The sequence below is a fragment of the Acinetobacter sp. G18 genome (assembly GCF_052660225.1).
Window position 1 is genome coordinate 2313507 of sequence record NZ_CP109658.1, and the last position, 21104, is coordinate 2334610.

Consider the following 21104-nt stretch of genomic DNA (forward strand, 5'->3'; position numbering starts at 1 on the left):
GTTTTGATTTTTATCAAATGAAATTCTGGACACTTAAATATGAGTTAGATTCAGTTTTTGGTATGGAGACATGCGAAATGAAAAATCAACGTGATGCAGTTTTAGGTTATGCAAATGAGCAACATGCTTACTTTATCCGTCTTATTGAAAATGATGCGGTATTAGGTGAAAGCTATGGAATTTTCTGTGAAAATCCGGAAAGTGAAGCAGCCGAAAGTATTATGACGACACTATTTTTAAAGAAATCTTTTTGGTTAAATGGCTCAGAATTTACAGATATTGTAAAAGGCCTACACCCTCTTACTCACTCATAAGTTTATAAAAATTATAAAAATAAAGGAGGCATAATGCCTCCTTTATTCTCAAAAACTGTCTGCTTAAGACGTAAAACGTCCAGAGGCATCGCGTTTTTGATTACGAGAGTTTTGTCCACGGCCATCTGAACGACCACGGCGATCATCGTCATCATCATAACGACTGCGGCCACGGCCACTTGAACGACCGCGATCATCATCTTCATCGTCGTCATCACGACTGCGACCACGACCTCGGCCACTTGAACGGCCACGATCATCATCTTCATCATCGTCATCACGACGACTGCGGCCACGTCCTCGGCCACCTGAACGGCCGCGATCATCATCTTCATCGTCGTCATCATGACGGCTACGGCCACGGCCTCGACCACCTGAACGACCGCGATCATCATCTTCATCGTCGTTATCGCGGCTGCGACCACGTCCTCGGCCACTTGAACGGCCACCACGATCATCATCTTCGTCGTCATCATAACGGCTGCGACCACGACCTCGGCCACCTGAACGGCCACGATCATCATCTTCGTCATCATCATAACGACTGCGGCCACGGCCTCGGCCACCTGAACGACCACGATCATCATCTTCATCGTCGTCATCACGACTGCGACCACGGCCTCGACCACCTGAACGGCCACCGCGATCATCATCTTCGTCATCATCATAACGGCTACGGCCACGGCCTCGACCACCTGAACGACCGCGATCATCATCTTCATCGTCGTCATCGCGACTACGTCCTCGGCCACCTGAACGACCACGATCATCATCTTCATCGTCATCATAGCGGCTACGGCCACGGCCTCGACCACCTGAACGACCGCGATCATCATCTTCATCGTCGTCATCGCGGCTGCGACCACGTCCTCGGCCACTTGAACGGCCGCCACGATCATCATCTTCGTCGTCGTCATAACGGCTGCGACCACGTCCTCGGCCACTTGAACGACCGCGATCATCATCTTCATCGTCGTCATCACGACTGCGACCACGTCCTCGGCCACCTGAACGGCCGCCGCGATCATCATCTTCGTCGTCGTCATAACGGCTGCGACCACGACCATTACGATCATCATTTTTATGACTTAAAGCACCAGCTTCACGAGCCTCTTCTGAGGTAAATTCATGTGCGTTACCACTGGCATGTGCAGCTCGTCCAGCTTCACGAGCTTCTTCTGAAGTAAATTCATGTGCATTGCCACTTGCATGCGCGGCACGCCCACCTTTACTGGCTATTTCTCTGACTCTTTCAGGATCCATGCTTGCAAATCCACGATTTGAAGTACCTGAACTATTATTATCTTGATCTTCATATCTAGTATTAGCCATAGTTATATCTTCCTATATTAAAATTATAGTCGCTACCGCTTTTACTTAACGGATAAATTTAAGATAAGAGATTTAGAATATTTTTATACCAATGCTATGTTTCAATCTTTTTAAATGTATATAAGTTAAAATAGGGATAAATATACTAAGATGATTATTTAAATAAAGATTTTATCAATTAAAAAATTTATAAATTATTATGCACTTTTACCTTTTAAATACTCATCATACTTATTATTACTCAAACCTACATAACAATATATTTTTACAAATGCATTTAAAAATCCATTTTAGATAACATAAACTTTCAGAATGTACAAATCAATAAAAAACAAAAACATCTTCCTACTTGAAGAAACAAATCAAAAATACAATTAAAATTATTTAAAAACAATAACATAAATAATTACTTTTCTAAAAACAATTCACTTGAGTGAACAAAATCAAGATTTAAAATTAACATATAATATTTATGGAAAATGAATCATGCAATTAACTCAAACACAGCCAATGCTACAATATATTCATATTTCTGTACCTGAAATTTTACTGAGTAATATACAGCTTAAAAACTCTTGGCAGAATTATAATCAAGAATGGAGCTACAGATTAGACCCGCCTCATGCAAGTCACCCTTTCCAAAGAGACTTATATATTATTAAATCAAAAGATATTGAAAAAGAGGATATAAAAGAGCTAGTAGATAAAGTAGCTTCCAAAAATAATAAAAATAAATATAACTTAAAGACAATAGTAGAAGCAGAAACCTTAATAAAAGAAATTTTAGATTTATCTAATTATATACCTATAGAGAATTGGTTAAATGACACAGGCAATCGATCTATTATTGAAAGTATGATTGATAAAAATAAGGTTAAATTATTAGATATTACTTAACAAACTCTCAATGTTATATTTTTTTACATCCTTATATATAAAATAACAAAGACAACTTTTTAAAAAAGACTATTTACTCATATTCACGTGCAGATTAACCAATATAAAGGGACTGAAAATTAAATAGAGGTAGTCTAGACATGGAAAATACAACAAATGAGTATCCATCAGCAGTTCCTGCACAAGTTCAACCTCATCAACCAGGTGATCAGGAGAAGATGCATCCTGAACCAGAAATTATTAAAGCATCGCATAAAGGTAGTGAGAAACTAAAAGGTAAGATTGCCGTCATTAGTGGTGGCGATAGTGGTATAGGTCGTTCCGTTGCCGTGTTGTTTGCTCGTGAAGGTGCCGATGTTGCTGTACTGTATCTTGAAGAAGACCAAGATGCCGAAATCACCAAACAGCTCGTTGAAAAAGAAGGACAACATTGTCTTTTATTAAAAGGTGATATTTCCGATGCAGAGCTTGCCAAACAGAATATTGATAAGGTTTTACAGCACTTCGGTAAACTTAATATCTTAGTAAATAATGCTGGTGTTCAATATCAGCAAAAAGAAATTGAAAGCATTAGTAATGAGCAATTAGAAAAGACATTTAAAACAAATATTTTTGCCATGTTTTATTTAACCAAAGAAGCGATTCCTTATATGGAAGAAGGCGATACTATTATTAACACCACTAGTATTACCAGCTATCAAGGTCATGATGAGCTCATTGATTATGCAAGTACTAAAGGTGCAATCACCTCTTTTACTCGTAGCTTGTCGAACAATTTAATGAAACAGAAAAAAGGTATTCGTGTAAATGGTGTTGCGCCAGGGCCAATTTGGACTCCTCTCATTCCAAGTAGTTTCGATGCAGAAACCGTCGAAAAATTTGGTAAAGATACCCCAATGGGTCGCATGGGTCAGCCAAGTGAAGTCGCCCCTGCTTACCTTTTCCTTGCCTCAGACGATGCAAGTTATATTACGGGTCAGGTTATTCATGTAAATGGCGGCCAAATCGTTAATGGCTAAGCACCAACATGATTTGAAAAAGCCCTGAAAGCTTCAACTTTCAGGGCTTCTTTATTTAAGCCGGTACGTGTGCGGCTATTTGTTCTCGTGACCAAACACGATGAGCTTTAATCAGATTTTTAAATTTTTCCGCAATATGCTGGAACTCATCTTCAACTAAAGTACCTTCATCGGCAACTAAACCAAGCGGCTCAAGCAAATCAGATTTATTACCTAAAAATGCAATTGGTTTTAAATGCTTATAAGCTTCGAGTACATAATGGCGTGCTACCCCATCTTGCATCACTGCATTTAAATTATCGCCATCTGGAACAATCACCGCATCATAAGCAATTGAAGGTTCAGCCATTTGCATGCCATCAGCCACAATAATGTTGTCTTTATGGTCTTTTACTGGAGCCAAGCTCGGCGCTAGTAAATGAACAACCACACCTTCTTTAATCGCCCAATTTTTAATAGCTTCAAGTGTATCTGACTTCACAAGATTATGAATAAGTACAGCAACTTTTCTACCTTGAATATCCTCAGGTGGGAAAGCTAAAAGAGATAACTTGGCGGATTTTTCAATTGCTGTTTTCTTATAATCTAAGGTTAAGTCAGGCACTTCAATACCGAGGTTCGCACCGACTTGACGTGCCAGATCGAGATCGATATTTGCCAAAATTTGTTGAACTTGGCGCTCACGAATATGTTTTCTTTGAACTTTACTTAACTCAAAAGTATAGGCATCGACCACATGTTTTTGCTCATGCGGCGCAAGGCTTTTGTAATAAAGTCGAGGCTGTGAGAAATAATCAGAGAATGTCTCACTTCTTTGACGAAGTTTATGTCCGCTGATTTTTTCAGGATAACTTTCAAAACCACCATTTGATGCTGCTGGCGGTGTCTCAACTGGCCAATTTCCATCAATTGAGTTTGGTTGATATGAGGCTTGGCCTTTATGAATAGTATGTTGATGAATGCCATCACGTTGATTGTTATGGAATGGACACACTGGTTTGTTAATCGGAATTTGGTGGAAGTTTGGTCCACCTAAACGGCTCAATTGGGTATCTGTGTATGAAAATAAACGTGCTTGTAAAAGTGGGTCATCTGTAAAATCGATACCAGGTACTAGATGACCTGGACAGAAAGCCACCTGCTCTGTTTCAGCAAAGAAGTTATCGACATTTCTATTTAAAACAAATCGGCCAATTGGCGTAACAGGAACTAATTCTTCAGGAATAATTTTGGTTGGGTCCAATAAGTCGAAATCGAAGTCAAAGTTCATTTCATCTTCTTCTTCGACAATCTGCACGCCGAGTTCCCATTCTGGATAAAAACCTTGCTCAATTGCTTCATAAAGATCACGACGATGGAAATCAGGGTCTTTACCTGCAAGTTTTTGAGCTTCATCCCATACCAATGCACTCAAACCTTGTTTTGGTGTCCAGTGAAATTTCACGAAATGTGATTTACCTTCTGCATTAATTAAACGGAACGTATGCACACCAAAACCTTGGATTGAACGTAAGTTACGTGGAATTGCACGGTCTGACATTGCCCAAATTACTGCATGTGCAGACTCAGGAACTAAAGACACAAAATCCCAGAAAGTATCATGTGCAGTTGCACCCGTCGGGATTTCTGTATCGGGTTCAGGTTTTACCGCATGTACAAAGTCTGGAAATTTAATCCCGTCTTGCACAAAAAAGACAGGTGCGTTATTTCCTACCAAGTCGAAGTTACCTTCTTGGGTATAAAACTTAATAGCAAAACCGCGGATATCACGAACAGTGTCGGCTGAACCACGTGGTCCTTGTACTGTTGAAAAACGTACAAAAATTGGGGTCTGAATAGTTGGGTCTGTTAAAAACCCAGCTTTGGTTAAACGTTCATTTCCTTCATAAGCCTGAAAATAACCATGAGCCCCTACACCACGCGCATGCACAATACGCTCAGGTATACGCTCATGGTCAAAGTGGGTGATTTTTTCTCTTAAAATAAAATCTTCCAATAAAGTTGAGCCACGAATACCCGCTCTTAAGCTATTTTGGTTATCCGCTATTTTAACTCCCTGATTGGTGGTTAATGCCTCATTGGTTGCATCATCTCTTACGGTGTCTAACTGTTCAGTTTTCTGGGTAGTATTGGCTTTATTTGCTGCATCGGCGCCAGCCATTTCACTTGTTTTATTAGTTAATTTAGTTTTGTCGTTCATGTCCATTACCTATGTTTTGAAAGTTAAACTTGGGGTTGAAGTTGAAAACATTTATCAAACTAGTTTTTAAACGTACCTAAATAAGGAAAAAGAAGTTCTACGTATTTACGAGTACTCCAAAGACCAATACTTTTATGATGAGAATCAGGGGCTAGAAATGGGGTAAGTTTGCATATTTTTATTGCAAGATCGCTTGATTGCAGCACGCGCTCTTGCAGTGCATCAAGTTCGCCATCAGAGATATAGCTAAATAGATAGTCTTGAATACGCTGGTTGCTGTTAAGTTCCTTACTGTAAGTCAAGAAATTAGAAGAATGGTCATCTCCTGCAATCCAATCATGAATGATCTGGCGCTCTACAGGAGTAAACACTCCAAACATTTTTCCATTCTCATCATTAATTAATCTCCAAAAAATACTTTGTTCAGGATTGCTATTAAATTTAATCCATTTATGGTCGATTAAATGCGATACCAGCCCTTCAACATCGTGTGGGTTAGATAACCATTGATTAATCGTTTTGCACCCAAATTCTCTGGTTTCGTTATGAATTAATTGCCCTACGAGCGCCTTTCTTTTTAAAATTTTAAGAACAAAATCTTCAACATTTAAATTTTTTATAATTTTCGAAGAGCCCACGCCATGATTGTTTAGCGCAAAACCACGTTTTAATTTAGTAAGAAAAAGTTCTTTATCTTTGTATTTATCAAAAATATTTTCGATAACTTTGATTGCTTTATTTGCATGCCCATTATCAATGTTATCAATGGTGATGTGCAGATTGAAATACTTAGAATCGATGCCCAGTTCAACTAGTTCGTAATTGGTAATCAATAGATGAAGAGGCAGCTGTTCATAGCCCAGATTAAAACCAATAATCTCGGGAATAAACTCAGCTGGAGCATAACCCAGAGCCAACTGAACCACGGCATGATGATAGTATTCATCTTCTAAAAGCAGATCAAAACTATCGATTCCCAAACTACGCAGTAAATCATCATAAATACATACGTGGTTTGCTTTCGGTTCACCTAACCCGAGTTCTTCCAAATACGTAATAATTAGTTCATGAAAAACTGGATCATTCCAATAGTGAACACAACTATACAGCCATGCACCATCCACTTTTTTTGTAGGAGAGACTTTAATTAAAAATTCAAATGCTTGAGCAACACTCTGAAAATACTCTCTATCTTGACCAGCTTGTCTACGGTTTAAATATGCCTGAAATTCCTGACAATTTTTTTTATTATCGTTCTCACACCATGTTTTAATCGAATTGATATCTGAAGGAAAATCTATTTCCTCTATCTCTAATTTTTCAATCTCTTTAATCAGAAAATCTCTTGCCTTTTTCTCTTTCTCAAAACTTGAAACATCAGAATCAAGGAAAAAAACAAACAATTCATAATAATTTTTTTGATTATCTTGTAATAAGTCTAATAATCTTTCTTTCACTACAACAGGCATTTTCATTCTCCGTTTGTGAGATATCAATTACCATACGTCACCCGAATTATAATCAAGTTTTAAGTTTGTTATTTTGCGTTATTAAAAATTAAGATAAACCACATAAATCAAAAAATTCAAAGATATACAAATTCACGTAAAATTACATTTAAACTTTTAGAATTATTTAAGCCACTGTTTTTATATAAAATTTGCAAAAATTAATCTAAATTTACATTAATTTAACCATCAAAAGTAAAACGTAAAAAAATAACGAATCAAAGTTTAAAATAGTTCTATAACATTTAAAAAATAATTAAAGGGAGAATTAGAATGTTTAATTCATGTTGTAAATTATTAGCAGATAAGAAAATCAAAATTGCTTTTTTTGAAAGCGCTTCTGCTGGCTATCTTGTTTATCGCTTTTCTTTGAGTCCTTATTCAGGAGATATCCTTATAGGTAGTCTTGTAAGTTATGATCTTCGAGTAAAGGAAAACACTCTGCATATTTCAGAGCAACTTATTGAAAAATATACTGCAGAATCAATGCAAGTGACTGTTGAAATGATTAATAAAGGAAAGGAACTTTTGCATGCTGACCTGTATGTTGCCTGCACAGGTCTCCTAAAAAAAGGAGGTTCTGAAACAGAGGAAAAACCTGTAGGAACATTCTTTTATTCAATATATTATAAAAATAATTTTTATAATTTTAGACGTGTTTTAAAAGGACCAGCCTTTTTAAAACTTAGAAATTTGACGCACTATATTACTCAAGATATAAAACTTATTATATTAGATGAAAAAGCCTCTTAGATTATATAAAAAGTTAACAAATATACATTTGGAAATATTTATTATCTTTCTTAAATATTATGTTCTGAAATGTAATTTTTTAAACATTCATATTAATAATGTTTATGACTAAAAATCATATTCACTAAAAATCAGCAAGTTATTTAAAATTAATAGTTTTTAAATTTACATTTAAATATGGGGTAACACCCCTACCCTACACATTTTAAAGCTACATGTTTTAATAACCCTATCTGAAGCTCTCAGATAAAACACATCGTCATAATTGATATGAGGTATAAAAAAATGAGCACTACTAATAATCAAGCAAATCAACGCAATAATCAGCAACAGCAACAACAGCAAAATGACAACCGTAATCAACAACACGGTAACCAACAGCAAAACGATCAACAACGCAATAATCAGCAGCAACAGCAAAATGATAACCGTGGCCAACAACAAGGATCTAACCAAAAAGATTCTGGCCAACAAAATTCAAATAACAACCAACAACGTTAATCGTTTGTAGTTGTTCTTTGATGCGGTCAATCATTTAGGAAGGTGAACTCACCTTCCTAAATTTAATATAAGCATAAAATTCAATAAAATATGAGGGAATTCTGATGACAGATCAAAATACAGATCATGCTCAATTAGTAGCTGGCGATCATAACTATTCTGACTCTCGCTGGCGTGAAAGCTATCTTACCCGTCCTTATTACCAAGAAGCACAATTAACAACACCAGATCTAGATTATGATCGTGATTTTTCTGCTGCTTATGAACTTGGTCATCGGGCTCGTTCTGAATCTAAGGAAGGAACTCAGTTTGAAGACATGGAAGGTAGTTTGCAGCAAAAATGGGAAGAGCTAAAAGCCGAGTCCCGCCTTAAATGGGAACACGCGAAACAAGCCATTAAAGATGCATGGGATGATATTTAACGTCCTCAAACGGTCCAAAGCTATAAGCTTATTTCCTATTGGCCCTGGGAAATAGGCTTTTTTATTGTTTTGTTTTGCTCACTTTTGCTTTTACACCATAAATTTCCGAATCGTTAATGCAAGTTCCTTCTGTAAAATGTACAAACATACATGTCAACTTGAATATCTATAATTAATGGCTTATCAAAATAAAAACCTGACTTAGATAATCAAGTCAGGTTTTCGTTAAAAATCAATTTTGATTTTTCTTAAAATATTCAATTATTTCTTCACCATTATTTACCGGCTTTTTCTGTGAAGGATAAGTTTCCTCATATGCATAAGCTGGTAAAGTAATTTTGGCCTGAATTGAAGGTAATTTCTCTTGCCCACCTGTTGTAATCCGTTCAATAAAACCAGCAAGCCAAAGTACAAACTCCTGTGTATTCTTACTTTTAGGAATAAGACTTAAATCCAATTTAATTTTTGACTCTTGTAAAGGCTTAATAAGTATTTCGGCAAAATCAATATAATTATATAAAAGCTTTAGCTGTGTCCCCTTAATTTCATGTCTGAGCTCAATCATCAAATTGTTAAGATCTTCCATCGGCTCATCCGTAAACCCTTTTTTTTCTTTGACATTTTGATATATTTTCTCAGCTATTTTTAAATATTGGGGCATATCCTTACCTTTATAGTTCATTATTACTAAAATGAATTTTGGATGAATATAAGTAAGCTATTGTGTTTGTTTTATTAACTTTTTGAAAAGATATATTCATTTTACAACAATTCAGTAACACTTAGATTCCCAAGCAGTAAAAAGATAATAAATAATTGATAAATATTATATTTTAATATATTTAATTTTTATTATGCTATATTTTTTAGATAAAATAACAATAAAAAAAGCCCACTTAATAAGTAGGCTTTTTTAAGGAAAACTAATTATTGTGAATTTCTATTCATATCATGAGGTGCTGCTGGATCACTTGCTCCATGCATTCCATCATTTCTTGAATTGCGGTCTTGGCATGCGCTCACGCCCATAGCTATTACAAGTACCATACTCACTGCACAAAAGATTCTAACCATTTAAATCACCTTTATAAATATTAAAATGTAGGTTTATGAATAGCATTATCTTATGTTGGCCTACTGCTGTGGTTCTCTTAACTTTTGTAGATTATGCAAGCTTATGTAAAAACCTAAAATAGGATGAGTAAAATTATATTTATTGCAATTGAAATTCTGGTTATTTTTTGGCATGCAGTGTATACACTCCATAGTCCAACTTATAAAAATAGAATTATTAAATAGTTTAGCAAAACGATACATCCAATTAATGACATTGATATACTATATAAATAAACAATTAATAAATAATTGATATATATGATTAAAAAACAACACCGCAAGTAAAATAAAAAAGAGTTATATTAATGTTATGCGTTTTAGTTTTTCTATTTTCTAAATAAAAACAGGCAAATATTTATATCAAATTATATAAATCAATCTTTTATTTTTGCAATTGACCCACTCTAATGCTCAGCTTATGATGCTCGCGCTGACCAATTTTGTCAGTCGGTTTTAGCAGACCGTCTACCTAAGTGCACTAAAAACACGTTTTTTGGTGTGAAGCCCCTCGTGCCTTTGATGGAGGAACGAGAGTGGGACACCTTCGGGTGTGCTGGTTTCTTAGGTATCAGTCTGCTAACCCTCTTTCGTTTCACCACCATAATGATTAGCAATGAGTGGGCGTAACTTCTTTTAATCAAGGAGTCACTCATGACTATTATTCTATATTTTTTACATTCTCTTATTGATCTTACTTACATTCGACGTCTTTTATTTATTCAGGCATTTTTTAGAGATCGCTCTACTCACCTCTCTAAAATAAAAACCTTATATAGAGTTCAAAAGTTGTTTACTTAATCCTTTTGCCTACCCATCTATATAAGTTGGGATCAAAAGTTTTATGTATTCAAAAACCACATCATAAAGATTAGAACTTCTATCAACATCACTTAACGATAACAACAACCTATGCAGAGTAACAATAATGTTTTTTCTCTATCGTTTTGTTTTGGTGAGCCTTCTTACAATTAGTGTTTTAAATCTAATGGGCTGTAGACCTATGAGTAAAAAAGAATTTAATACACATTGTGTTTGGGCAGGACATGACCTTTCACAGTGTAATTGTATTTATAACTCTTTAGAACAACACTATTCACCACAATTTGTTGAAAACTTACCAAAAGTGAGTTTGCAGAATATTGATGCCAAAATGAACTTTGTAGACACCATGAATACAACAATGCGACAGTGCCAATTTAGTGCTAGAAAATAGCTATTAACTTATAAGGGCATGTTCTACCAGAAAATCTAAAAATACACGTACACGTTTAGGGACATATTTATCATGACCAATCCAAACAGCATGAAATTCTTCAAAAGCTTTGATATTCCAGTCTTCAAGAATTTTAACGAGTTGTTTTTGCTGTAATGCATTTTGAATTTGAAATTCATTAAGCTGAGCAATACCTACATCTGCAAGGGCCAACTGTAAAATAGCTTCGCCGTTATTTACTTTTAACACCTTAGAGGGTGCTAGGTTAATTTCCTGATCTGCTTTTTTAAATAGCCAAGTTTTGTTCTGACGCTGATAGCTTACATCTAAAAGCTGATGTTCATGCAGTTCATCTGGATGTTCGGGACAACCATACTGTTCAATGTATGCAGGAGAACATACATAAGCTTTGTGAGTAGTACCAAGTGAGCGAGCCACCAAATTTGAACTTTTTAATGGCCCTGTCCGAATTGCAACATCAATTCTTTGCTCAACCAAATTAATCACTTCGTCACTCAAATGAGCCTCTAACTCAATTTGTGGATAGCACTCGTTAAATCGAGAAATACAAGGCAATAAAAAATGCGTCCAATATGAAAGACTGGTATGAATTCTGATTCGCCCTTGTGGTGTGTGATTTGCGGTAACAGATTGCTCAAGTTCATCTAAATTATTGAGTATTTGAAGACCTTGCTCATAAAACTGACATCCTTCACTAGTCAGCTGAAACTGACGTGTTGAACGGTTCAATAACCGGACACCCAGTCTTTTTTCTAAACGTGAAATTAACTTACTGACCGCAGACGGCGTCATGTCACACGCTCGAGCGACCGCCGAGAAGCTTCCAATTTCAACCACCCGAATAAAGATTGCCAACTCACCCGATCGATTTATATCAAAATAAGACATAACAAAATTTATTTATGAATTGTATTCACAAATCTTATTCCGCTTAGCCCGCTATAACAAGCTATCAATTTATTTCAAGATAACTTTAATTCGTTTTAAAGAGTTCACGAGATGAAACTTTATCAAGCCACCGTATTTTCTTTGGCTTTATTTACGAGCGTTACACAAGCTGAAGTACCAAAGCATCAGTGGATTACCACTTGGTCTGCGAGTCCTCAAAAAGTTTGGAATAAAGACTTCGTTTTTCCAACCCTTATTCCAGAGCAAATATCTAACCAAACAATTAGGCAGGTAAGCCAAATTAGTTTAGGTGGTGAAGCTGTTCGGCTTGTTTTTACCAATCAATATGGCGAGCAACCACTTTATATAGATCAAACAACAATTGGTTTAGCGAACGCCGCAAGCCTGAAATCTAAGAGCACGTATCCTGTTTATTTTTCTGGTCAACTTAAAGCAAAAATTTTACCTGGCAAACAACTCATAAGTGATCCAATTAAGTTACCTGTCCCGGACCACACTCAATTGGTGGTGAATAGCTTTATCCAAAAACCAGCAACGTTTAAAACTTTCCATTGGGATGCAAAACAAACCAGTTGGCTTATTAAGGGAAATCAGACAACAAATTTAACTACGCCAACTGATGCCAAAACAACAACGGCGCGATTATTACTATCAGCAATCGAGGTAAAACCCAAACAGAAAGCTCAGGTGGTTGCTGTTATTGGAGATTCAATTACCGATGGAGCCACTGCAACCTTAGATGCAAATACGAGATGGACCGATTTTTTAGCGAAACGTTTATCAGCACACCAAGTAGCCGTGATTAATAGCGGAATTTCAGGAAATCGATTACTTACCGATGGTATGGGCGATAGCGTTTTAAAACGTTTAAACAGTGAGATATTTCAATATTCAGGCGTTAAAACTTTAATTGTTTTGGTTGGTATCAATGACATTTCATGGCCAGGCACAGCCTTTGCTTCTAAACAGCAAATACCTTCTTTTAAAGCATTAACCGAAGGTTATAAACGTGTTGTGAGAGAAGCTCACCAACACGGTATGCAGGTGATTGGTTCTACTTTACTTCCCTTTTCAGGCGCTTTACCTAACACCCCTTTAGATAATTACTATCAACCGAATAAAGATCAATTACGTCAGCGCATTAATCATTGGATTCGAACCAGTCATACCTTTGATGGTGTGCTTGATCTTGATCAAGGCTTAAAAGATCCAAAACATCCTGATCGGTTAAATCCAATTTATGATTCAGGAGATCATTTACATCCGAATGATCGCGGTAATCAACAAATGGCAAATCTAGTTGATTTAAACGAATTAGTTAATCAATAAAACGTCCAGATACAGGTAGAAATTTGCTCCCTACCTGTATCCATATGGATTAATTACCCTCTAACTCGACATTAAGTTTTGGTGTAATAGGCTGTTTTTCAGCTGCATATCGTCTTAAAACCATGACGGCGAAAAGCGCTAAAATTGCAGGAATTGCGATCATCACAAAATTCATCTTATGTGGTAACTCTAAAGCCAATAACAGGCCCGTTAAGATAGGTCCAACAATAGCCCCAATACGACCAACACCAGAAGCACAGCCAATTCCAGTAGAACGCACACTTAATGGATAATATTGTGCAACGTAACTATAAAGAAGAATTGAAGTACCAATCGTTGCTGCTCCTGCCACAGTCACCAAACCATATAAAACATAGGCTGGTGACTTAAAACCTAAACCGACTAAAGCAACAACACCTGCCAGTAGCATTCCCATAATTACAGGTTTTAAGTGGAATTTATCAGACAAAATACCGCCACCGATTGAACCGATCATTGCGCCAACATTTAGAGCAAGCAAGAACAAAATACTCTTTCCGAGTGAATAACCTGCTGCCAGCATGAGTTTTGGTAACCAGCTACTTAAGGCATACACCATGAGTAAGCACATAAAGAATACGAGCCAAAACATGAGTGTATTGAAAGCACGGCCTTGTTGAAATAATCCCTTTACAGAACTACCTGTTGGAACATTATCCTCATTAAGCACTAAGTGAGTATTAATCGTTAGGTTTTGTTCAGGCGAAATTTTTTGAATAATGCGCTGTGCTTGCTCAGTCTTACCCGTCTTAACTAAAAAGGTTAAAGACTCAGGTAAAAACTTCCAAATGACAGGTAATAAAAATAATGGAATACCGGCAATTAAAAACATAATTTGCCATCCCTGACTTTCAACCAAATAGCTACCGATTAATGCTGAAAGAATTCCCCCAATTGCATAACCACTGAACATACTCCCCACCAGCGTACTTCTTATACGTTTAGGCGCATATTCTGATGTAAGTGCAACTAAATTTGGCATAACCCCACCAATGCCTAGTCCCGCCAAGAACCGAAGTACCCCAAACTCAAGTGGGCTTGATGCAAAAGCACCTAAAAAGGTAAAACCACTAAAAAAAGTCACACAGATTAAAATTACCTTTTTACGGCCTATTTTGTCTGCCAGTGTTCCAAAGAACATTGCCCCAAACATCATTCCGCATAGTGCCGTACTTGCTAACATCCCCGCCTGTACAGCTGTTAACGACCACTCTTGCATTAGCAAAGGCAGTACCACGCCATAAATCACCAGATCGTAACCATCAAAAATAATAATTAATAAACACCAAAGTAAAATACTCCAGTGAAAAGGGGTAAATCTGGCCTGATCAATAACTTCATTTACATTTAATTTAGATGTTGTCATTTACTCACCTCCTTTGTGAGATAAATTCATATTCAATTTTTTAAAACGACATACTGCACCCTAAAGAAAAAACAGATTATTCAAGGTTTTGTTGAATAAATTAAAAGTCATAACTCGCCATCATATTGAAGCGGTTATCAATTCCGTTACGTCCATCAAAAGTTTCTCGTTCGCCATACACATATTCGACGCCCAAGGTAATTGGTTTGTATGGGTTATAAAGTGCATTCACCCAGCCCTGCCAAAGCTCTTTATTTTGGGTAGTGCTATTACGTTGTAATTCGGCAAAACGGTTATCATCTTTGACTTTCATATAGCCGTAGCCTAAAGTCGAGCGAATTTGCGGTGTAAATTGATGAGTAATACCTAAAGAAACGGTGTCAAATTCATTGCTATGCATATTGTTTTGATCATCTATTGCATAGCCGCTGTTAGTCCATAGTAGGAAACGCCCATCTCCTTTGACATGGTAATAATCGGCTTTGAGTAATGTATCGGGCGTAATTTGGTATTTACCGCCCAAGCCTACGCCCCAAGCGACTTCCTCATCATGATTAGTTCTCTTTTCGGCAACAAAACTACGTCCCGACAACATCGAGCCATTGGCAAATTTATGATTTAAGCGCCCTACCAACGCTGGTAAACGCATTTTATTATCTGGGTCTGAAGTCGCAGTATATTTCGGATCTTCAACCGATATTGCAAAGCTTGTATTTGCCGTTAAGTTATCGCTATAGCGAACTAGCGGTGATCTTAATAATGCACTGCCTACAAATGTGCCTGCATCAATCGTTTCCGGATAATATTCGGGTGCGATAAATGTTGACCACGTTTGACCGATAAGCCATTTATCAAAAGTTAAATAAGCATGGCGTATCCGAAACTGATCACGAGTGGCTGCCCCAAAGAAGTCCATTTCTAACTTTCCGCCCACCTCACCCGCGGCCGTCGGGGTTTTAAAATTCAACCCGAAACGTGTCACATTAACCGTACTGTGCAACTGGTCTTTTTGTGCAGATTCTTCCGGCGTGTTTTCAAGTGGAACACCGCCAATATTGTTATACATGGTAGATGCGCCCTTCATTTGATAAGAAGCATCTGCCCGTATATAACCATATAAGTTAAATTCTGCACCAGACTTGGTTAAACCTTGCTGTATTGGTGATACGGCTTGAGGAGTCGCTGAATTTGCTAGTTCCACTCTTTGTTGCGATAAAGATTTTTGCGCCTGCATATTGGCTTGTAACATAGCCCGAAGTTCTTTCACTTCTTGGCGAAGTTGTGCTATTTCAGGATCTGTTTGACCTGCCAAAGCGGAAGACATAAACAGGGTCACAGAAACAGCCAACAGGCTTTTTTGAACCGTTGTATTTAAAACTTTCATCATGAAATTTTCCTTTTGATCTTTAAATAGACTTAAAGATCTCGACATCCTTTTTGTTATGTACCTATCTAAAATAGGTGCTTAAAATTTGCCTTTCTTTCACAAGAAAGACCTTCGATCATATTTTTTTAGACAAAACCTCCCTAAAGCGGCCTGAAAACCACTTTTAATTTGTTTTAAGTAAAGCTAAATCTTCTAATTTTTTTCAGTTTTTATATTCTCTTCCTCATTGAGAATATGCAGGTTTTATATCCGTATTAATGCTTTCCCAAATCCATTATTTTTTTGCAATAAACCCTTGATACGTCAAAATTTGCGTATAAGGATGCACACTTTCAAAACCAGTTTTTTCTAAAAGTTTTATATATCCTTCAGTGGTTAGGCTAAAAAAGTCTTGCGCCATACGCTCTAACATTTTTTGACATTGTTCTTCTGTTAAGCCTTGTGCCAAACACAAATAACGTAGTGCTTGAAGCTGCTGTGGGTTTACACACGTCATGAGGTCATAAGTAAGCAATACTGCTTTTTCTTTTAAACGATCATAAATATCTTTAAAGAAAGTAGGCTTTATATCATCGGCAACGAAATGCGCCACAAGAATAGACAATGCAGCATCGAAACATGCTTCCAAAGGCAGTGCTGAAGTATCACCATGAATAAAAGTCACTTGTGAAGATTTATCTAAAAGTTCAACCTGTTCCTGTGCCTTTTGCAGCATGGTTAAAGATGGGTCAACTGCTGTAAATTTCCAGTCAGGATGTCTTTTAAGTAAATATTCGAGTTCATATCCCGTGCCACAGCCTACAATTAAAATATGAGCATTAGGTTTCAACACAGATTGCAAAATGGCATCCACCTGTAGATGGATGACTTCATAACCTGGAATTAATTTACGAATATGTTCGTCATATCCTTCGACTACTTTAGGGCTATTAAAGTCTTTTGCCATTTTGTTTTATCCCTTTTAAAACTGTCTTTCGATTTATCATCTGCTGCACTTTGAACATGCTTTCAACATCTTTAGTCAAAGACATTTCCCGTTAAATTAAGTTCAGCTCGCATAATTTCCTGCAATTTAAACTTTTGCGCTTTGCCTGAAGCAGTCATTGGAAACTCATTAAAGAATCGGACATAACGCGGCACTTTATTATGGGAAATGTGTTCTTTGCAGAATTGGCGAATGCTGTCTTCGTCGACTTGGTGATGCTCATGCAAAATAATACAAGCACAGAGTTCTTCACCATATCTCGCATCTGGCAAGCCAATGACTTGAACATCGCTTACATCTGGATGGGTATATAAAAAGTCTTCAATCTCTTTTGGAAACAGATTTTCCCCACCACGAATCACGACATCTTTAATACGGCCTTTGATTTTAATAAAACCGTCTTGGTCCATTTCGGCAATATCACCCGTATGCATCCAGCCAGCTGAATCAATGACCTCTTTGGTCTTTTCTTCTTCACCCCAATAACCAGCCATCACGGAATAACCTCGGACGCATAGCTCACCCAAAGTCCCTTGCGGAACAATCTGCCCTTCTAAATCGACAATTTTAATTTCAACATGCGGATGAACATGCCCAACTGTGCTTACTCGTTTATCAATTGAATCATTTACCGAACTTTGTACACTTACTGGCGAGGTTTCAGTCATCCCATAACAAATGGTGATTTCAGACATATGCATCCGGTCTATGACACGCTGCATAATTTCACGTGGACAAGGACTACCTGCCATAATGCCCGTTCTTAAACTCGACAGATCAAACTCATTAAACTGTTCATGCTCTAAGGTAGCAATAAACATGGTTGGTACACCATAAGCTGCCGTACAACGTTCTTGATGAATCGCTTTTAAAGTCTCTAAAGGATTAAATACCGCCGATGGATAGACCATGGTTGAACCATGCGTAACGCATGCTAAATTCCCCATGACCATACCGAAACAATGAAACAACGGCACAGAAATACAGACTTTATCTTGAGGTGTTAGGCGAATGCCTTCACCCACAAAATAGCCATTATTTAAAATATTGTGGTGGGTCAACATGGTCCCTTTAGGGTTACCTGTTGTACCTGAGGTAAATTGGATATTAATGGTTTCATCAAACTGGAGCTGCCTGGCTAATTGTTTTAATTGTTCCAGCTGTTCAGAAGTTGGTGTAGTTAGTAAATCACTAAAACGATAAATACCCGTATGCTGTTGGTCATCAATTTTAATGACAAATTTTAAATGTGGCAGGCGCTCTGAATTGAGCACTTTATCTGAACTGTTGGTTAACTCAGGGGCAATTTTTGTGAGTAATTCTTGGTAATCCGTCGTTTTAAATTGAGAAGCAATAATTAATCCTTTGCATGAGACTTTATTCAACACATATTCAAGTTCATGGCTTTTATAAGCTGTATTCAGGTTAACTAAGATAATCCCTGCTTTAAAAGCTGCAAATTGGGTTACTGTCCATTCCACACAGTTAGGTGACCAGATCGCTAATCGATCTCCTTTTTTTAATCCCAATTTTAAAAGGCTACACGCAAAAGCGTTTACTTCATCCTGCAAAGCTTTATAAGTTAATCGTCTGTTTTGGTGGAAACTGACGATTGCTTCCTTTTCAGCATATTGCCGACATGCTTGATCGAATTGTTCACCAATGGTCATACCCAATAAGGGCTGTGTGCTTGGTCCCGAGGCGTAGCTTAACCGTTCTTGTTGCATTGAATCATTCTCCTTGATTCTTTTAATTCTCTTCTTACCTGATCTAATTGTTGTTACTGCAACTACTTTTCCAAACTACTTATTTTGTGTTGTTTTAACCTTTATATGCCCTATTTCTTCTGCACAGCGTCTACACAAAAGTCAGCAATCTGTTTTGAAAAATAGTCTTTATGCGCATGATCAAACTTTGTATTTTGAGCTGGGTCTAGGGGTTCAACCACCACATAGGTCATGGCACCGACAACACAGAGTGCTGCTGTGTTTAAATCATCCAAGACAAACTCACCACTTGCATTTCCATCCGCAAGTATTTTTTTAATACTTTGTTTAATCAATTGCTTCACACGAAAACGCTCATGTTCAACCGTTGAATCGACGGGTTCAAACATGAGTGAATATGCAAGCTGAGGACTATTCAGTGCCCGTTTTACAAAGGTTGCCACCGCCTTGTGTAATTTCTGCTTTGCCGATAAATCACTTTCGGTAATCGAATCAATCACCAATAGCTCTGTATTAATGGCATCAGACAAAACTTCTATTAGCACTTGGCTTTTATTATCAAAGTAGCGATAAACCAGTCCACTTGATACGCCCGCTTGCTCTGCAATTGTTTGTATTTGCGCGTCCTTAAATCCTCCCTCTGAAATTATTTTTCTGGCTGAATTCAAAATCGATTTACGATTTTGCTCCATCCGCTCTTGCATTAAAGATGATCGTTTATAGCTCATAATTTATTCTCTAATAAATAAAATGAATTGTAAATCATTTTATGAATCTGTATTCACTTTTTTAAAAAATCATTGTATGTTACTTATCAAATACCCACAAAATATTTTATGGACAACAAATATAACCAATAGGATGAAAATATCATGAACCTACGCAGCTTGAATTTCGGTCTAGATGAAACTTTAATTGCACTTCAAGATTCGGTAGCCGCATTTTGTGCAAAGGAAATTGCACCAATTGCCCAACAAGTTGATCAAGACAACAAATTCCCTGCACATCTCTGGAAAAAATTCGGAGATATGGGCCTTTTAGGCATGACGGTTTCTGAAGAATATGGCGGTGCCAATATGGGTTATTTAGCTCATATTATTGCCATGCAAGAAATTTCTCGTGCTTCGGCAGCCATTGGTTTGTCTTACGGTGCTCATTCTAATTTATGTGTAAACCAAATTAACCGTAACGGTAACGAACAGCAAAAACAGAAATATTTACCAAAATTAATTTCTGGTGAATATGTGGGTGCCCTTGCGATGTCTGAACCGAATGCGGGTTCTGATGTCGTCAGCATGAAATTACGTGCTGAACAAAAAGGTGATCACTTCATTTTAAACGGTTCAAAAATGTGGATCACTAACGGCGGTGATGCAGATGTACTCGTGGTTTACGCTAAAACTGATCCACAAGCTGGCGCGAAAGGTATGACCGCTTTCTTAATTGAAAAAGGCATGAAAGGCTTTAGTCACGGTAACCATTTAGACAAACTCGGTATGCGTGGCTCTAACACTTACCCGCTGTTCTTTGACAATGTAGAAGTACCTGCTGAAAACGTACTTGGTGGTGTTGGTAACGGCACAAAAGTACTCATGAGTGGTTTGGACTATGAGCGTGCAGTTTTAAGTGCCGGACCTTTAGGCATTATGGATGCCTGTTTAGATGTCGTGATTCCTTATTTACATCAACGCGAACAGTTTGGTCAGGCTTTAGGTGAATTCCAGCTCATGCAAGGCAAGCTTGCCGATATGTATTCAACTTGGTTGGCATGTAAAGCACTTGTTTATGCTGTTGGCGCTGCCTGTGACAAAATCGACCATGACCGCAGTCTACGTAAAGATGCTGCAAGTGCCATTTTATATGCTGCTGAAAAAGCAACTTGGATGGCGGGTGAAGCAATCCAGACTTTAGGTGGCAACGGTTATATCAATGAATTCCCTGCTGGCCGTTTATGGCGCGATGCAAAACTTTATGAAATTGGTGCAGGAACTTCTGAAATTCGCCGCATGCTGATTGGCCGTGAACTTTTCAATGAAACCAAATAATAATTATAAATAAGGATGCAT

At 37.3% G+C, this 21104-nt stretch carries 20 protein-coding genes and 1 pseudogene; 9 read left to right on the forward strand and 12 right to left on the reverse strand.

Translation table 11 applies throughout. The annotated features are described in order from the left end of the window. The first annotated feature begins 77 nt into the window (after nucleotides 1–77). Nucleotides 78–314, forward strand: coding sequence for a hypothetical protein (locus NE363_RS11060; RefSeq protein WP_004702323.1), 237 nt, complete (start codon nucleotides 78–80; stop codon nucleotides 312–314). A gap of 63 nt (nucleotides 315–377) precedes the next feature. On the opposite strand, the gene NE363_RS11065 is transcribed toward NE363_RS11060, so the two are convergent. Further along, complete coding sequence (locus tag NE363_RS11065) at nucleotides 378–1646, reverse strand: KGG domain-containing protein (RefSeq protein ID WP_445535043.1); 1269 nt, start codon at nucleotides 1644–1646, stop codon at nucleotides 378–380. 483 nt (nucleotides 1647–2129) lie between these two features. Here NE363_RS11065 and NE363_RS11070 point away from each other — a divergent pair, with 483 nt between their 5' ends. Further along, entirely contained in the window at nucleotides 2130–2543 is a 414-nt protein-coding gene (locus tag NE363_RS11070) for a DUF6367 family protein (RefSeq protein WP_445536384.1), read from the forward strand. A gap of 140 nt (nucleotides 2544–2683) precedes the next feature. Continuing rightward, complete coding sequence (locus NE363_RS11075) at nucleotides 2684–3562, forward strand: SDR family oxidoreductase (protein ID WP_445535044.1); 879 nt, start codon at nucleotides 2684–2686, stop codon at nucleotides 3560–3562. A gap of 55 nt (nucleotides 3563–3617) precedes the next feature. On the opposite strand, the gene katE is transcribed toward NE363_RS11075, so the two are convergent. Both katE and NE363_RS11085 read right to left on the reverse strand, forming a co-directional pair. Next, nucleotides 3618–5768: a catalase HPII gene (gene katE, locus NE363_RS11080; RefSeq protein ID WP_445535045.1), complete on the reverse strand. Its 2151-nt coding sequence runs from the start codon at nucleotides 5766–5768 to the stop codon at nucleotides 3618–3620. Between the two features lie 53 nt (nucleotides 5769–5821). After that, on the reverse strand, nucleotides 5822–7231 hold the full coding sequence (locus tag NE363_RS11085; RefSeq protein ID WP_445535046.1) for an iron-containing redox enzyme family protein: 1410 nt from the start codon (nucleotides 7229–7231) through the stop codon (nucleotides 5822–5824). Between the two features lie 312 nt (nucleotides 7232–7543). On the opposite strand from NE363_RS11085, the gene NE363_RS11090 reads away from it, so the two are divergent. The 3 genes from NE363_RS11090 (at nucleotide 7544) to surA1 (ending at nucleotide 8946) form a co-directional block, all read left to right on the forward strand. Then, nucleotides 7544–8023, forward strand: a complete 480-nt coding sequence (locus NE363_RS11090) for a CinA family protein (RefSeq protein WP_445535047.1) — start codon at nucleotides 7544–7546, stop codon at nucleotides 8021–8023. A 285-nt stretch (nucleotides 8024–8308) separates the two neighbouring features. Further along, nucleotides 8309–8524, forward strand: coding sequence for a hypothetical protein (locus NE363_RS11095; RefSeq protein WP_004702330.1), 216 nt, complete (start codon nucleotides 8309–8311; stop codon nucleotides 8522–8524). 104 nt (nucleotides 8525–8628) lie between these two features. After that, nucleotides 8629–8946 carry a surface antigen protein 1 gene (surA1, locus tag NE363_RS11100; RefSeq protein WP_000132044.1) on the forward strand — a complete coding sequence of 106 codons (318 nt, stop codon included), beginning with the start codon at nucleotides 8629–8631 and terminating at the stop codon, nucleotides 8944–8946. A gap of 67 nt (nucleotides 8947–9013) precedes the next feature. Here the strand turns inward: surA1 and NE363_RS11105 are convergent. The 3 genes and pseudogenes from NE363_RS11105 to NE363_RS11115 all read right to left on the reverse strand — a co-directional run. Continuing rightward, nucleotides 9014–9094: pseudogene (locus NE363_RS11105) on the reverse strand (hypothetical protein); the annotation flags it as partial. A gap of 84 nt (nucleotides 9095–9178) precedes the next feature. Beyond that, on the reverse strand, nucleotides 9179–9607 hold the full coding sequence (locus NE363_RS11110) for a hypothetical protein (protein WP_445535048.1): 429 nt from the start codon (nucleotides 9605–9607) through the stop codon (nucleotides 9179–9181). A gap of 266 nt (nucleotides 9608–9873) precedes the next feature. Further along, entirely contained in the window at nucleotides 9874–10020 is a 147-nt protein-coding gene (locus tag NE363_RS11115) for a hypothetical protein (protein ID WP_049064917.1), read from the reverse strand. Between the two features lie 967 nt (nucleotides 10021–10987). Here NE363_RS11115 and NE363_RS11120 point away from each other — a divergent pair. Further along, entirely contained in the window at nucleotides 10988–11275 is a 288-nt protein-coding gene (locus NE363_RS11120; protein ID WP_445535049.1) for a hypothetical protein, read from the forward strand. 3 nt (nucleotides 11276–11278) lie between these two features. Here the strand turns inward: NE363_RS11120 and NE363_RS11125 are convergent, their stop codons facing one another. Continuing rightward, on the reverse strand, nucleotides 11279–12184 hold the full coding sequence (locus NE363_RS11125) for a LysR family transcriptional regulator (protein ID WP_445535050.1): 906 nt from the start codon (nucleotides 12182–12184) through the stop codon (nucleotides 11279–11281). A gap of 111 nt (nucleotides 12185–12295) precedes the next feature. Here NE363_RS11125 and NE363_RS11130 point away from each other — a divergent pair, with 111 nt between their 5' ends. After that, the gene (locus tag NE363_RS11130) at nucleotides 12296–13534 is read left to right on the forward strand and encodes an SGNH/GDSL hydrolase family protein (protein WP_445535051.1); all 1239 of its coding nucleotides are present in this window, start codon (nucleotides 12296–12298) and stop codon (nucleotides 13532–13534) included. A gap of 49 nt (nucleotides 13535–13583) precedes the next feature. On the opposite strand, the gene NE363_RS11135 is transcribed toward NE363_RS11130, so the two are convergent. The 5 genes from NE363_RS11135 to NE363_RS11155 all read right to left on the reverse strand — a co-directional run bounded on the left by NE363_RS11135 (nucleotide 13584) and on the right by NE363_RS11155 (nucleotide 19766). Further along, complete coding sequence (locus NE363_RS11135; RefSeq protein ID WP_445535052.1) at nucleotides 13584–14939, reverse strand: MFS transporter; 1356 nt, start codon at nucleotides 14937–14939, stop codon at nucleotides 13584–13586. Nucleotides 14940–15039: 100 nt separating this feature from the next. Beyond that, nucleotides 15040–16323 (reverse strand): DcaP family trimeric outer membrane transporter, encoded by a 1284-nt coding sequence (locus NE363_RS11140; protein WP_445536385.1) that lies wholly within the window; start codon nucleotides 16321–16323, stop codon nucleotides 15040–15042. A 277-nt stretch (nucleotides 16324–16600) separates the two neighbouring features. Next, nucleotides 16601–17272, reverse strand: coding sequence for a class I SAM-dependent methyltransferase (locus tag NE363_RS11145; RefSeq protein ID WP_445535053.1), 672 nt, complete (start codon nucleotides 17270–17272; stop codon nucleotides 16601–16603). A 71-nt stretch (nucleotides 17273–17343) separates the two neighbouring features. Then, the gene (locus NE363_RS11150) at nucleotides 17344–19038 is read right to left on the reverse strand and encodes an AMP-binding protein (RefSeq protein WP_445535054.1); all 1695 of its coding nucleotides are present in this window, start codon (nucleotides 19036–19038) and stop codon (nucleotides 17344–17346) included. Between the two features lie 110 nt (nucleotides 19039–19148). After that, the gene (locus tag NE363_RS11155; RefSeq protein ID WP_000120687.1) at nucleotides 19149–19766 is read right to left on the reverse strand and encodes a TetR/AcrR family transcriptional regulator; all 618 of its coding nucleotides are present in this window, start codon (nucleotides 19764–19766) and stop codon (nucleotides 19149–19151) included. 144 nt (nucleotides 19767–19910) lie between these two features. Between NE363_RS11155 and NE363_RS11160 the strand changes: the two genes are divergently transcribed. After that, nucleotides 19911–21083 carry an isovaleryl-CoA dehydrogenase gene (locus tag NE363_RS11160; RefSeq protein WP_445535055.1) on the forward strand — a complete coding sequence of 391 codons (1173 nt, stop codon included), beginning with the start codon at nucleotides 19911–19913 and terminating at the stop codon, nucleotides 21081–21083. The last annotated feature ends 21 nt before the right edge of the window (nucleotides 21084–21104 follow it).